A 13138-nucleotide genomic window follows, 5' to 3' on the forward strand; every position below is an offset into this window, starting at 1 on the left:
ATTCAATTTTCAAAGACCATCTTCCCCGCCGCTCCAGAACCCCTCGAAGTGGGCCCCGCCGCGTCGGTGAACGGGCTTATACGGGGACCTCAGCAGAGTGTCAAACAGAATCAGACTCACACTTGTCCACATTCCGAAAGCCCTGAAATCCTTAACAAAATCCACTTATCCCCATGACCCATTCCGATTTAGAAATAATAAAAAGACAAAAAAAGCGCCTTTTGGGCGCTTTTTCCTGGCATTTTCTTTGAATTTCCCAGTTTGGCGTTCCTTCATCGCCTGTTGGGCAGCCAGAAGCCGGCGTTATGACGCCTATCGCCTCACAGAGCGTTCTTGGGGAAAGTCCTCTCCTGCTCCGGGATAGGGTACTAGAGCGAAGCTATGAGGCTTCTGAGTATGAAGCAGCAGGCGTCCTCACTTCCCCAAAGCTTCTGGACACACCCAGATAATACGCTTGATGGTGAGAGACGACGTCATTTCAGGCAACCACGCATGCCTGCGGATGAAGGGTTTTGGAAAAATGGCAAAGAAAAACCCGCTTCACCTTGCGATGAAGCGGGTTTTTCAAATGTGGTCTGAAAAATCGGATCAGGCCGGACCGTGTTCCTGAACGGCTTCCAGTTCGGCACGGACCGACTGCAGTTCGCGACTGATCTGGTCGTGCATGTCCACGTCGTTCGGACCGATTTCGGCCCAACGGCTTTCCAGGTCGCGCAGACGGCTCTTTGCTTCATCCACGGACAGCTCACTCATGAGCTGCGCGGAGTCGGCCAGAATGGTGCAGTGATCAGCGCCCATATCGGCAAAACCGCCCGTCACGAAGTAACGGTCTACGATCTTGTCACCCTGATAAAGGGCCACAACGCCGCCCCGCAGCTGAAGCATCAGCGGTGCGCGGTCCGGCATGGCTGCAATATCGCCCTCCATGCCCGGGACCACGGCCATGTCGACTTCACGTTCGACAAGGCGCTTTTCCGGGCTGACGATCTCGATGCGAAGCGGCATCGGATCAGGCCTCCTGCTTCATCTTCTCGGCCTTCGCAATGGCCTCGTCGATGTCACCGACCATGTAGAAGGCGCCTTCCGGCAGGTGATCGTACTCGCCAGCCACGACAGCCTTGAAGGAACGGATCGTGTCTTCGAGCGAGACCAGCTTGCCGGGAGCACCCGTGAAAACTTCAGCCACATGGAACGGCTGGGAGAGGAAGCGCTGGATGCGACGGGCGCGGCCAACTATCTTCTTGTCATCCTCAGACAGCTCGTCCATGCCGAGAATCGCGATGATGTCCTGCAGGCCCTTGTAGGTCTGGAGCGTCTGCTGAACCTGACGGGCAACCTGATAGTGCTCTTCACCAACGATCTTCGGATCGAGCGAACGGGAGGTGGAATCCAGCGGGTCAACAGCCGGATAGATGCCCATTTCAGCGATCGAACGGTTCAGAACCGTCGTGGCATCAAGATGCGCGAAGGTCGCGGCAGGTGCCGGATCGGTCAGATCGTCAGCCGGGACGTACACGGCCTGAACGGACGTGATGGACCCCTTCTTCGTGGAGGTAATACGCTCCTGCAGGGCACCCATCTCGGTGGCCAGCGTCGGCTGGTAACCCACTGCGGACGGGATACGACCCAGAAGTGCGGAGACTTCGGAACCGGCCTGCGTGAAGCGGAAGATGTTGTCCACGAAGAACAGGACGTCCTGACCTTCTTCGTCACGGAAGTATTCTGCAAGCGACAGACCCGTCAGAGCCACGCGCGAACGGGCTCCCGGCGGCTCGTTCATCTGACCGTAGACCAGCGCAACCTTGGAACCTTCGGTCGAGCCGTCTTCGGCGATCTTGATGACGCCTGCGTCCTGCATTTCGAAATACAGGTCGTTACCTTCACGGGTACGCTCACCGACACCTGCGAAAACGGACACACCACCGTGGGCCTTCGCAATGTTGTTGATGAGCTCCTGAATGATGACCGTCTTGCCGACGCCGGCGCCACCGAACAGACCGATCTTGCCACCCTTGAGGTACGGGCAGAGAAGATCGACAACCTTGATGCCGGTCACGAGGATCTCGGACGCAGCAGCCTGCTCTTCGAAAGACGGGGCCGGACGATGGATCGGGAAGCGCAGTTCGCTGTGGATCGGACCACGCTCATCGATGGGCTCGCCAACGACGTTCAGGATGCGACCGAGCGTGCCGGGACCAACCGGAACCATGATCTGCTTGCCCGTGTCACGGACTTCAGTGCCGCGAACCAGACCATCGGTCGTGTCCATGGCAATGCAGCGGACCTGACGCTCACCGATTTCCTGGGCAACTTCCAGAACCAGCGTGTGATCGCCGTTCTGGACGTGCAGCGCGTTCAGGATGAAAGGAAGATCGCCTTCGAACTGCACGTCCACAACCGGTCCGCGCACCTGGGTGACGCGGCCGACCACGTTGTTGGCAGCTCCGGCAGAAGGGGTAAGAGTTTCGGACATCGGATTCGTCTCCTGCGTGATCTCAAACGGCTTCTGCGCCGGAGATGATTTCGATCAGATCGTTGGTGATGTTGGCCTGACGCGTGCGGTTGTACTTCTGCGACAGACGGTCAATGGCCTTGCTCGCATTGCGGCTGGCATTGTCCATCGCGGTCATCCGCGCGCCCTGCTCTCCGGCAGCGCTTTCCAGCATGGCCGAGAATATCTGGACCTGCAGGTTGCGCGGCAGAAGCTGCGTCAGGAGTGTTGCCTCATCAGGCTCGAATTCGTACTGCGCCGTATCGGCATCAGCTGCGGCATTGTCGTTCTCGGGAACCGAAAGCGGAACCAGAGGTGCCTGAACCGGGATCTGCGTCATGGCGTTGAGGAAGCGGTTATAGACCAGCGTGCAGCAGTCGATCTCGCCCGCGTCCAGCATGGTGGCGATCCGGCTTCCGATATCGGTCGCCTTGTCGAACCCCACATCCTTGCCGTCACTGCCCGCCAGACGATCGGTGATCATCTCCGGATAATGACGCACGAGGATGTCTGCTCCCTTGCGGCCAACCGGCAGGATCCGAACCGTCTTGCCTTCAGAGACAAGCGTGTCGACCAGCTGACGGGCACTGCGGACAATATTGGCGTTGAAGCCGCCGGCAAGGCCACGGTCAGAGGTCAGCACCACCACGAGATGGGTCTGGTCCTTGCCCGTTCCCGCCAGCAGACGCGGCAGACTGGCTGCGTCATCACCACGGGTTGCCGTCGCCAGCTCCGCCATCATGCGACGCATGGCGTCGGCATAGGGACGGGCCGCTTCGGCCTGCATCTGGGCGCGTCGCAGCTTGGAGGCTGCGACCATTTTCATTGCGTTCGTAATCTTGCGCGTCGATTTGACGCCCGTGATCCGTCCGCGCAGTTCCTTCAGCGAAGCCATGGGCTATCCTCAGGCCGAAAAGCGCTTGCCGAATGCTTCGAGCAGCTCCTTGAGCTTGCCTTCCGTCTCCGGCTTGATCTGGCGGTCATTGCGGATGGCCGTCAGGATATCAGAACCCGCACCGCGCAGTTCGGACAGGAGAGCGGCTTCGTAGGCCACAACCTTGTCCACGGCGATCGGATCAACGTAACCGCGCGTACCGGCGTACAGGACAACAACCTGCTCTTCGACGGGCAGCGGAGACGTCTCAGGCTGCTTGAGCAGCTCGACGAGACGGGCACCACGATCCAGCTGCTTGCGGGTGGCTGCGTCCAGGTCGGAAGCGAACTGCGAGAACGCAGCCATTTCACGATACTGGGCCAGCTCCAGCTTGATCTTGCCGGCAACCTGCTTCATCGCCTTGATCTGGGCTGCGGAACCCACGCGGGACACAGAGCCACCGACGTTCACGGCCGGGCGGATGCCCTTGTAGAACAGGTCCGTCTCAAGGAAGATCTGACCGTCGGTGATGGAGATCACGTTGGTCGGGATGTAAGCTGCCGTATCGCCAGCCTGCGTCTCGATGACCGGCAGGGCCGTCAGGGAGCCGCCGCCATTGGCGTCGGACATCTTGGCCGCACGCTCCAGAAGACGGGAGTGCAGGTAGAACACGTCACCCGGGAAGGCTTCACGTGCCGGCGGACGACGCAGCAGCAGCGACATCTGACGGTAGGCCACAGCCTGCTTGGACAGATCGTCGTAGCAGACGAGGGCGTGCATGCCGTTGTCGCGGAAATACTCACCCATGGCGCAGGCCGTGTACGGAGCAAGATACTGCATCGGAGCCGCATCGGACGCCGTGGCGGCGACAACGATGGAGTATTCCATGGCGCCATGCTCGGTCAGCGTGCGGACCAGGTTTGCAACCGTGGAGCGCTTCTGGCCGATGGCGACATAGATGCAGTACAGGGACTTCTTCGGGTCGCCTTCGGCATTAACAGGCTTCTGGGCGACGATGGTGTCGATCAGGATGGCGGTCTTGCCCGTCTGACGATCACCGATGATCAACTCACGCTGGCCACGCCCAATGGGGACGAGAGCATCAATGGCCTTGATGCCCGTCTGCATCGGTTCGCTGACCGACTGGCGCGGCATAATGCCCGGAGCCTTCACTTCGGCGCGACGATATTCGACGTCCGTCAGCGGGCCGCGACCGTCGATCGGGTTGCCCAGACCGTCAACCACGCGCCCCAGCAGGCCCTTGCCGACCGGAACTTCAACGACGGATTTCGTACGCAGGACGGTGTCGCCCTCGCGGATGCCGTCGCCGTCGCCGAACAGAACCACACCGACATTGTCGGCTTCGAGGTTCAGCGCCATGCCCTTGAGGCCCGTGCCTTCGAACTCGACCATTTCACCGGCCATGACATTCGTCAGGCCGTAGACGCGGGCGATGCCGTCGCCGATGGACAGGACCGTGCCCGTCTCGGAAACGGTCTCGACCTGGTCGAACGACGCGATCTGCTGCTTGAGGATGTCCGAAATCTCAGCGGGACGGATATCCATCACGCGGCTCCCTTCATGGCGTTCTGCAGGCGGGTCAGGCGCCCGGCGATCGAAGTATCAAACAGTGTGGAACCGATCCGCACGGTCATGCCGCCAAGCAGGGCGGCGTCCGTACGTTCGGTCATGGACACGCGGCTGTAGCCGGCTTCGGCCAGACGGGCCTGAAGCTGGATGCGCTGCGTATCGGTCAGAGGCTGTGCGGAGCGGACCTCGGCAACGACTTCACCACGAAGGGCGGAATCAAGCGCCAGGACACCGTCCAGAATGGATGCAAGATCAGGCAGGCGACGGTTTTCGGCGATGACACCAACAAAACGGCGCAGGACGTCCCCGAAACCGAGCTTCGACATCAGGACGTTCGAAACCGTCCGGCCCTGACGGATATCCATCCGGGCATCAGCCAGGAATTTCCGCAGATCGTCGCTTTCGGCAATGGCGGCACGCAGCGCCTTCACTTCACCCAGAACGTCGGAAAGATTTCCCTGCTCCGAAGCGAGGTCATAAAGCGCACGGGCATAGCGCTGGGCCAAGCCCCCTGTATGTCCAACCTGCGGCACCTGTGTCACCGTCACACGCGTGTTCCGTCTCACTAAATCCGCCGCAGAGTGCGGCCGGAACCGGCTTATCCGGCTCCTTGCATCAAAACTGTCCGGACCGGGCATACACGTTCCTGCGCAGGATTCGTCTGAAACCCGGTCCTCCACTTGGCGCCGCCTCTAGCACGCTGTCCTGTTCCTGCGCAACCGAGACGATACGCAAATCCCCCTTCATCCGCCCACCAGTCGGACGAAGGTTTGCGTTTTCCCCAGCCGGACTGGCATGACGGGGGTTCCACAGTGATTTTTCGGGGGTTCTTTACTTCCGTCCAACACACTCCCTCCCAACAGCCACGGAAACCCGATGACCATCCAGAAGCGCCTCTTTTTCCTGCTGGGCGCCCTGTCCGTCCCCGCCCTTCCTGTCCCGGCCCTGACCACGGCGGCCCGAGCGACCCCTGTCGAGGACAAACCGTCTTTCCCGACCATTTCCTACTGGGACAACTGGACCGATCCGCAGGGCGTCACGCATCTGACCAAGTGCAAGATGTCGACATTCCATGAGGATTCGATCACGCCGACCGAAGCCCCGGACGCAGACAAGGTCATGCTCAGCACTCCCCATGACGGACCTGCAACGGTGACGATACGGGTTCAGCCCCCGCACTGGAAAGGCGGGTGGAACGAGAGCCATCAGGTCCAATGGATTGTACCGCTGTCGGGAATCTATTTCGTCAAGGCGATGGACGGGACCAGCGTGGAACTGAATCCGGGTGACGTCCTGCTCAGTGAGGATGTGGCTCCGGTCGCTCACGGTACCGATCCGAAAGGCCATCAGTCAGGCAATGTAGGAGATGCCGCTGTCGCCCTGCAGATTCTCAAGTTCGGAGAAGCGACACCATCACATGTCCCCTGTCAGGGGCAGTAAGGCGACGATATCGATTTTGGAGGGAATCTGGAGCGGGCGAAGGGAATCGAACCCTCCTAAGAAGCTTGGAAGGCTACTGCATTACCACTATGCTACGCCCGCTCAGATGGGAGTGTCCTTACTCCAACTCTTCCCGCGCCCGCAAGAGGGGAAAATCCAAAATGGAAATTCCACAACAAAGATGTTCAGGGCACTTGACTTTTACTCCTGAACATTCTCTTTTGCGGCCACTGTCGCTGGCATGACGTTTCAAGACGTCCTGCCCGATGATAGGGGTGTAGCTCAATTGGCTAGAGCGCCGGTCTCCAAAACCGGAGGTTGAGAGTTCGAGACCCTCCGCCCCTGCCACTCCTTCTCGCCGGATGTCCTTCCCGACACCGGGAGCGGGATTTTCACTTGATTCGAGGACGATGGTGTCGGTCAGTACCCCGAAAGACGAGTCGCGGAAAACGGCGCCTCAAAAGAGCGGATCCGGCTTCAATCTGGTGGCCTACGTCCGTGACGTGCGCGCCGAAGCGAAGCGTGTCACGTGGCCGACCCGTCGCAACACCCTGATCACGTCAGGTGCCGTGCTCGTCATGGTTACGGTGACCTGCATCTTCTTCTTCATCGTGGACCAGGTGATCGGCCTCGGCGTCCGCGAACTTTTTGGCGTTGGAGGCTAGGTTCGCACCATGGCGAAGCGTTGGTACGTTGTGCATGTCTATTCCGGATTCGAGAAGAAGATCGCGAGTCACATCCAGGAACAGGCTGCACAGAAGGGCCTTTCCGACCATTTCGAACAGATTCTTGTTCCTTCCGAAGACATCACGGAAATGCGCCGCGGCCGTAAGGTCAATGCAGAGCGCAAGTTTTTCCCGGGCTATGTTCTCGTCAAGATGGAGCTGACGGACGAGGCCTGGCATCTCGTCAAGGATACGCCCAAGGTGACGGGCTTCCTCGGAACCCGCAACCGTCCGACCCCTATTACGGCAGCCGAAGCCGACCGGATCATGAAGCAGGCCCAGGAAGGCGTTGAGCGTCCCCGTTCCAGCCTGTCCTTCGAGATCGGCGAGCAGGTTCGCGTGGCCGATGGTCCGTTCACGTCCTTCACCGGCATGATCGAGGATGTCGACGACGAGCGTCAGCGCCTCAAGGTCAGCGTCTCCATCTTCGGCCGCTCCACGCCGGTCGATCTGGACTTCACACAGGTCGAGAAGCTCTAAGTCTTTTCAGGTTCTATTTTTTCCAACAAAAAAGGCTCCCTTTCGGGAGCCTTTTTTGTTGGTGCACCTGCTGATTTTCTCAGTCCTTCAGGGGCGCCGGCAGAACGCGCAATTTTGCGGCCGCCTGATCCGCGATGCTGGCAACACCCTGACTAAGCGCTGCTGTCAGCTTTGCCGTGCTGGACGCGACGGGCTCTGGCGACTGCCACACCACAGGCGTGGTCATCACGGGACCGATCATCTTTCCGGCCGGATGAACGGACAGCATTCCCGTCACGAGTGCGTGTCCGGCCGAATCGGCTTCGAAATTACGGATGGTCAGTTCCACATAGGCCGCAGGCGTCGTCGTGACTGCATCATCCTGCGCGAAGACGGTCGTGCCCGGCAGACGCTGCGCCAGATCGGTCATCAGCGTATGGCCCAGCATGTCCGGAAGCGCCTCGCTCCAGCTGCTGCCCGAAGCCAGCTTGGTCTGGTAATCCTCACTGGCCTTCACGATCGTGTCGCGATCAAGTCGCGCGCTCACAACAGGCGTCCGGACCTCGACCACGGCGGGACCTCCCGCCTGGGACACACCCGGCAGAGGGGCCAGCGTATAGAGCGTCGGATCGCTGCTGCAGGCCGAGAGGAGGCCCGTCAGCCCCAGAGCCCCCACCAGGGACAGGAAACGAAGGCGGGACGTCGAAGACTGTGTCATGGCTCAGTTCCTGCGGCCGGTGATGAGAGCGGAAGGATGGTGATCCAGATAATCCGTGAGGAACCGCAGGGAGCGGGACATCTGGGTCAGCTGGGTGATCATGTTCTGAAGGCTGCGGTGGAAATCCGTATCGCCGCCATAAGCCCCCAGAACCGACTGGGCGTTCGCCAGCGTGCCCTGCAGACCCTTCATCAGCGCCGGCAGGTTCTGGTTGGCGGTTTTCGTCAGCCTGCTCAGGTTCTGTAGCGAATCGCGCAGCGCCGCGAGGGACTGCGTGACTTCCGGGCTGTTCAGACGGCCATCTGCATGCGCCAGAAGATCGTTCACGTGACCACCGATTTCGGTCAGCGGCATTGCCGCGATCTTGTCGGTAATGGTGGAGACAGACTCCATGATTCCGTCCATTCCCCCAGCCTGGCTGGGGAGAACGGCAACGTCGCCTTCATAGGTCAGGGCCGTGACAGGGGCGTTCTTGACGAATTGCAGGGCGATCATGGATTCGCCGGTCAGGAAGCTGGCGCTCTGAACCGAGGCGCGCATTCCGTCAGCCACAAAGGCCTGGAGATACTTCTCGACGGGCGGCTCCTTGCTGTTCTCGATCCGGTCATCCCAGTTGGACAGCATACGCTCCGGCTCAAGCTCCATATCCACACGAACGCGGGGAAGCTTTGTGGGACCTTCGAGAAGGAGCCGGACATCGGTGACAGTGCCGATCTGCAGGCCGAACATGGTGACCTGACTGCCGTTCGTCAGGCCTTTGACGGAGGAGTTGATGTAGGTCACGACACGCAGGCGCTTGTGATAGCGCGCGTTATCGGCGTCAGCTTCACTGGCATAGAGCTTGAAGACGGAATTGGCCGGCGCATCGGGCAGATCGATGTTGCGACGACGCTCCGGCAGACCAAAGGCAATGCCGCCAGAGAACAGGGCCTGAAGCGATTTGAGCTGGACCTTCAGACCACCGGCACCGAGACCGACCTGAACGCCGGAGACGTTCCAGAAACGGCTGTCCGTGCGCAGATAGTGGTCATAGGGCTCCTTGACGAAAGCCTGGATGACGATGGGCCCCTTCCCGCCCGGCGGCATCGTGTAACCCAGCACCTCACCCACCTGAAGGTCGCGGAAAAAGACCGGCGATCCCGGACCGAGCGAGCCCAGCGACGGGGACACGAGCCAGAACGTCTCGCCTGGCTGGTCGGACCGCACGCCCGGCGGGGATTCGAGGCCCTTGAAGAATTTCTGGTAGTGGCCGTCATCGCTTCCCGGATCCAGGGCGATATAGGCGCCGGAGAACAGTGTATCGAGACCGGTGATGCTGGCGCCGTTGATCCGCGGACGCACGACCCAGAACCGGGTGTGGTCGGTCAGGATATGCGCGCTGTTGGCGTTCATCTGCACCGTGACGTCGACATGTTTCATGTCGTCACTCAGGGTGATGTCCTGAACCGTACCCAGCGTCACGGCCTTGTTCTTCACCTGCGTCTGGCCCGGAGTCAGGCCATCCGCCGTTTCAAACGTAATGGTGATGACGGGACCACGCGTGGCAAAATGCTCCCACGCCAGCCATCCGGCGATGAGGATGGCCACCACCGGAATCAGCAGAATGAGGGAGAAGCGGGTGCGGCGCACCGGGGCTTCCTTCGGCGAGACCGTTGGCTCCCCCCGGTTGTTTCGGGAATCGCTCACGCGCGTCCAGGCTCCATGTCAGTAGGGTCAGAAGAAGGCAGGTGCGGCACAGGATCGGACGGAGACGACGTCTCCGGCTCCCTGGTGTCCGCTGCGGGGCCTGCGACCGCGCCGTTGAGGCCGGCTGCATCCCACATGCCGCGGGGATCGAAAAGCTCTGCGGCGAAAATGGTCAGGATCACGACCAGCGCAAAGCAGACCATCCCCGGATCGGCTGTGACATTGGCCAGAAAGCCGAAATGCACGACAGCGACGAGGATGGAAATCATGAAGACGTCGATCATGGACCAGCGGCCGATGATGACGACGAGACGGTAGAGTTTCGCCAGATGCCTGAGCTGCCAGCGGCCTCCGAGGCGGGTGCTGATGATCATGATCGTCAGGGCGACGATCTTGAGGACGGGCACGGTGATACTGGCGAACAGCACCAGCAGGGAGAGCGGGATCATTCCCGCCTGCCACAACTCGATCACGCCACTGATGATGGTGCTGGGCGCACCGTGGCCGACCTTGGTGTAGGTCATGACCGGCAACAGGTTGGCCGGCAGATAGAACACGACGCCAGCCACGAGAAGACATGTAGCCGAGGCGAGGCTCTGTGGCTTGCGACGACGCAGAATCTGCCCGCAACGGGGACAGTCACCCATGTCCTGTTCCTGCGGCACGGTATGGTCGAAGGCCAGGACCAGATTGCAGGCGTGGCAGGACAGCATGTTCTCCACGGGGGGGATGACGCCATTGCGGGCGTCCAGATGAGCGACATCCAGCAGATGACCCTGATGGTCATCGAGCTGGGAACGGATATCGCGGCTGCGCCAGATCCGTTCGGCGTCGAAAGTCGAGTCCACGGCGGCCATGCTCAGCATCAGGCCACCCAACAGATAGACGCCAGGCTGAAGGATGACGAGAGCGAGGTCCACGAGCTTGGTGTAGGCCACCAGAACGCCGAGGACATACACCTCCACCATCGACCAGCCGCGCAGGCGGTCGTACCAGGTGAGGAGACGCGGGGTCCAGTCAGGCATCTGGGGACGGGAGGCACCAAAAAGGATAGCCGCCATCAGACCAATGATGACGCCGGGCATAAGGATCGTCACCAGAGCGACGAGAACGCCGATCGCACCATAGCCCTGATGGCCGAGTTCGATCGGGCCGCTCATCAGTGAGACCGTGTTTTCACGTCCGTAGACGTTCAGGGTCATGAGGGAACTGATGAGGAGCGTGACGTAGAGCGCGGCGGACGTAATGCAGAAAGCGGCGGGGGCACCGATCAGGGATGTCCTGCGGCGACGGGCAAGCTGGCAGCCGCAGCGCAGGCATTCGGCGAGATGACCGGGTTTCAGGCGCGGAACATGCTGGAAGAGACCGCAGGTCGGGCATTCCCGCAGACCTTCCACCGCGTGGATGGATGCGTGGGGCTCCTGACTGCGGGAAAAGCTGACGGCGTTGCGCCACAGTCGTTTATGAAAACGGTCAGACATCGGGCTCCTAACCTAACGCAGGGAGCCGTCTTTTGACAGTCCGCCCTCCTCGGGCAGCCCTCCGCATCGGGATATCGGGACTCATCGTAGTCCCATCTCAGGCGGATTGCCCAGAGGAAGCCGGTTTTATCGGCAATATTTTGAAAAATTGTGAAGATCCGGGAACCAGCGCATCAGATAATCCCTCTGCCTGCATGACAGGAGAAAGGTATCTCTGATCCGGATTTTCGGAAGACCTTGATGGTGCCGGTGAAGAGATTCGAACTCCCGACCCCATCATTACGAATGACGTGCTCTACCAGCTGAGCTACACCGGCGCACCCATCAAGGTGGGCGCGTTCTAACCGAGCCCTCGGGGCTTGGCAAGCCGGAAAATGCACAAACCGTGTCGGGATCTCAATAGCCGCGTCCGGTATCGATGACGCCGGTCATGGGTTCACCGGCTTCATAGCGGCGCAGATTGGCCAGAACGGCCTCGGCTGCGGTGTCCGACTGGGCAGCGCTGGCGATATGCGGGGTCAGGAAAATGCGCGGATGATCCCAGAACGGATGTTCGGGTGGCAGCGGTTCGGGTGTGGCGACGTCAAGCACGACCTGTGAGAGCTGACCGCTGTCGAGGGCCGGGATCAGATCGTCCTGCACCAGATGACCGCCACGGCCACAGTTGATGAGACAGGCGCCTTTGGGCAGTTTCTCAAACAGGCTGCGATTGAGGATGCCGCGCGTGGCGTCCGTCAGCGGGACGAGACAGACCAGAATGTCGGTTTCCGCCAGAAAGGCATCCAGCTCCCCTGCCCCGGCAAAGGACTTCACACCCGGAACCTCCCGGCGACTGCGGCTCCAGCCCCGGCATTCGTAGCCGAAGGAAACGAGCTTCTCCAGAACCGGACTGCCCAGTTCTCCCATGCCCATGAGGCCAACACGGTACAGCTTCGCCGGACGGTTATGCGAGCCGTCCCAGACATGTTCGCGCTGCTGGCGGGCATAGCGGAACATGTCCCGGTGAAAGGACAGAACCGCCCACAGGACATATTCGATCATGCCCTCCACCAGACTGCTCTCCACCATACGGATGATCTGCACGCCCGGCGGCACATTGGCGAGATTGAGCTGGTCGATCCCCGCGCCCAGCGAAAACAGGACTTCGAGATTGGGAAAAAGCGTGGCGAGATCGTCCGGTGTCTTCCAGGCCGCGAGATAACGGACATCCTCTTTCGGGCCGGTTTCGGGCCAGATATGGAACGGGATGTCGGGACGGGCCTTCGCGAACTTCTCGCTCCAGACCTTCGCGCGTTCGGGCGTATGATGGAAGACGATCGACATTCTGCGTGCTCTCCAGCCGGAAATATGTCCGGCGATGCTCGCGCCGTGCGGAGTTCGGATCAACCCTGCACACCTGTTTGTGTATGACAGGATGTCGGGAACGCAGACCGGGTTCGGGCGTAGAGGAGACTGGATCTCTTACAGGAGGGCAGGATCATGCCTCGTGGAGACAAGTCAGCCTATACGGACAAACAGAAGCGTCAGGCGGAGCATATCGAGGAAAGCTACGAAAAGCGGGGCGTGTCCGAAAAGGAAGCCGAGCGCCGGGCCTGGGCCACCGTCAACAAGGAAGACGGTGGCGGGAAAAAGAGCGGATCGGGCCGGAAGAACCATCCGAAGAAATAGGGCTTC

At 60.5% G+C, this 13138-nt stretch carries 14 protein-coding genes and 3 tRNA genes; 6 read left to right on the top strand and 11 right to left on the bottom strand.

Annotation, left to right across the window (positions count from 1 at the left end; genetic code table 11):
* The first annotated feature begins 396 nt into the window (after positions 1–396).
* Positions 397–579: a hypothetical protein gene (locus HKD31_RS10005; RefSeq protein ID WP_194264948.1), complete on the top strand. Its 183-nt coding sequence runs from the start codon at positions 397–399 to the stop codon at positions 577–579.
* A gap of 9 nt (positions 580–588) precedes the next feature.
* Here HKD31_RS10005 and atpC read toward each other — a convergent pair whose 3' ends face one another.
* From atpC to atpH, 5 genes are read right to left on the bottom strand one after another with little or no spacing between them, the layout of a single operon-like run.
* Complete coding sequence (gene atpC, locus HKD31_RS10010; protein ID WP_041111694.1) at positions 589–1005, bottom strand: ATP synthase F1 subunit epsilon; 417 nt, start codon at positions 1003–1005, stop codon at positions 589–591.
* 4 nt (positions 1006–1009) lie between these two features.
* Positions 1010–2473, bottom strand: coding sequence for a F0F1 ATP synthase subunit beta (atpD, locus tag HKD31_RS10015; protein ID WP_062496156.1), 1464 nt, complete (start codon positions 2471–2473; stop codon positions 1010–1012).
* 22 nt (positions 2474–2495) lie between these two features.
* Positions 2496–3386 carry a F0F1 ATP synthase subunit gamma gene (locus tag HKD31_RS10020; RefSeq protein ID WP_194264949.1) on the bottom strand — a complete coding sequence of 297 codons (891 nt, stop codon included), beginning with the start codon at positions 3384–3386 and terminating at the stop codon, positions 2496–2498.
* Between the two features lie 9 nt (positions 3387–3395).
* A complete protein-coding gene (atpA, locus tag HKD31_RS10025; protein ID WP_062496158.1) occupies positions 3396–4931 on the bottom strand; it encodes a F0F1 ATP synthase subunit alpha in 1536 nt (511 codons plus the stop codon).
* Positions 4931–5521, bottom strand: a complete 591-nt coding sequence (gene atpH, locus HKD31_RS10030; RefSeq protein WP_370543920.1) for an ATP synthase F1 subunit delta — start codon at positions 5519–5521, stop codon at positions 4931–4933. The genes atpA and atpH overlap by 1 nt, the downstream gene beginning before the upstream one ends.
* A 310-nt stretch (positions 5522–5831) precedes the next feature.
* Here atpH and HKD31_RS10035 point away from each other — a divergent pair, with 310 nt between their 5' ends.
* Positions 5832–6395: a cupin domain-containing protein gene (locus tag HKD31_RS10035; RefSeq protein WP_062496161.1), complete on the top strand. Its 564-nt coding sequence runs from the start codon at positions 5832–5834 to the stop codon at positions 6393–6395.
* A gap of 28 nt (positions 6396–6423) precedes the next feature.
* Here HKD31_RS10035 and HKD31_RS10040 read toward each other — a convergent pair.
* Positions 6424–6497 (bottom strand) — tRNA-Gly (locus tag HKD31_RS10040).
* Between the two features lie 169 nt (positions 6498–6666).
* Between HKD31_RS10040 and HKD31_RS10045 the strand changes: the two genes are divergently transcribed.
* The 3 genes from HKD31_RS10045 to nusG all read left to right on the top strand — a co-directional run bounded on the left by HKD31_RS10045 (position 6667) and on the right by nusG (position 7600).
* A tRNA-Trp gene (locus HKD31_RS10045) sits at positions 6667–6743 on the top strand.
* Between the two features lie 62 nt (positions 6744–6805).
* Positions 6806–7060 (top strand): preprotein translocase subunit SecE, encoded by a 255-nt coding sequence (gene secE / locus HKD31_RS10050; protein WP_024717048.1) that lies wholly within the window; start codon positions 6806–6808, stop codon positions 7058–7060.
* 9 nt (positions 7061–7069) lie between these two features.
* A complete protein-coding gene (gene nusG, locus HKD31_RS10055) occupies positions 7070–7600 on the top strand; it encodes a transcription termination/antitermination protein NusG (RefSeq protein WP_062496163.1) in 531 nt (176 codons plus the stop codon).
* 79 nt (positions 7601–7679) lie between these two features.
* On the opposite strand, the gene HKD31_RS10060 is transcribed toward nusG, so the two are convergent.
* From HKD31_RS10060 to HKD31_RS10080, 5 genes are all read right to left on the bottom strand, one after another.
* Complete coding sequence (locus HKD31_RS10060) at positions 7680–8297, bottom strand: PqiC family protein (protein ID WP_194264950.1); 618 nt, start codon at positions 8295–8297, stop codon at positions 7680–7682.
* A 3-nt stretch (positions 8298–8300) separates the two neighbouring features.
* Positions 8301–9983, bottom strand: coding sequence for a PqiB family protein (locus tag HKD31_RS10065; protein WP_062496168.1), 1683 nt, complete (start codon positions 9981–9983; stop codon positions 8301–8303).
* A complete protein-coding gene (locus HKD31_RS10070) occupies positions 9980–11464 on the bottom strand; it encodes a paraquat-inducible protein A (protein ID WP_194264951.1) in 1485 nt (494 codons plus the stop codon). The genes HKD31_RS10065 and HKD31_RS10070 overlap by 4 nt, the downstream gene beginning before the upstream one ends.
* A gap of 241 nt (positions 11465–11705) precedes the next feature.
* Positions 11706–11781: transfer RNA gene (locus tag HKD31_RS10075), tRNA-Thr, on the bottom strand.
* A gap of 79 nt (positions 11782–11860) precedes the next feature.
* On the bottom strand, positions 11861–12787 hold the full coding sequence (locus HKD31_RS10080; protein ID WP_194264952.1) for a 2-hydroxyacid dehydrogenase: 927 nt from the start codon (positions 12785–12787) through the stop codon (positions 11861–11863).
* A 156-nt stretch (positions 12788–12943) separates the two neighbouring features.
* Between HKD31_RS10080 and HKD31_RS10085 the strand changes: the two genes are divergently transcribed.
* A complete protein-coding gene (locus tag HKD31_RS10085) occupies positions 12944–13132 on the top strand; it encodes a hypothetical protein (RefSeq protein ID WP_062496175.1) in 189 nt (62 codons plus the stop codon).
* The last annotated feature ends 6 nt before the right edge of the window (positions 13133–13138 follow it).

The sequence above is a fragment of the Gluconobacter potus genome (genome assembly GCF_015244705.1).
Lineage (GTDB): Bacteria > Pseudomonadota > Alphaproteobacteria > Acetobacterales > Acetobacteraceae > Gluconobacter > Gluconobacter potus.

Excerpts from the sequence above, each read along its gene's own strand:
- secE (WP_024717048.1), top strand. The coding sequence starts at position 6,806 with ATGGTGTCGGTCAGTACCCCGAAAGACGAGTCGCGGAAAACGGCGCCT.
- HKD31_RS10080 (WP_194264952.1), bottom strand. The coding sequence starts at position 12,787 with ATGTCGATCGTCTTCCATCATACGCCCGAACGCGCGAAGGTCTGGAGC.
- HKD31_RS10070 (WP_194264951.1), bottom strand. The coding sequence starts at position 11,464 with ATGTCTGACCGTTTTCATAAACGACTGTGGCGCAACGCCGTCAGCTTT.
- atpA (WP_062496158.1), bottom strand. The coding sequence starts at position 4,931 with ATGGATATCCGTCCCGCTGAGATTTCGGACATCCTCAAGCAGCAGATC.
- HKD31_RS10060 (WP_194264950.1), bottom strand. The coding sequence starts at position 8,297 with ATGACACAGTCTTCGACGTCCCGCCTTCGTTTCCTGTCCCTGGTGGGG.
- HKD31_RS10020 (WP_194264949.1), bottom strand. The coding sequence starts at position 3,386 with ATGGCTTCGCTGAAGGAACTGCGCGGACGGATCACGGGCGTCAAATCG.
- nusG (WP_062496163.1), top strand. The coding sequence starts at position 7,070 with ATGGCGAAGCGTTGGTACGTTGTGCATGTCTATTCCGGATTCGAGAAG.
- HKD31_RS10085 (WP_062496175.1), top strand. The coding sequence starts at position 12,944 with ATGCCTCGTGGAGACAAGTCAGCCTATACGGACAAACAGAAGCGTCAG.
- atpD (WP_062496156.1), bottom strand. The coding sequence starts at position 2,473 with ATGTCCGAAACTCTTACCCCTTCTGCCGGAGCTGCCAACAACGTGGTC.
- atpC (WP_041111694.1), bottom strand. The coding sequence starts at position 1,005 with ATGCCGCTTCGCATCGAGATCGTCAGCCCGGAAAAGCGCCTTGTCGAA.
- HKD31_RS10035 (WP_062496161.1), top strand. The coding sequence starts at position 5,832 with ATGACCATCCAGAAGCGCCTCTTTTTCCTGCTGGGCGCCCTGTCCGTC.
- HKD31_RS10005 (WP_194264948.1), top strand. The coding sequence starts at position 397 with ATGAAGCAGCAGGCGTCCTCACTTCCCCAAAGCTTCTGGACACACCCA.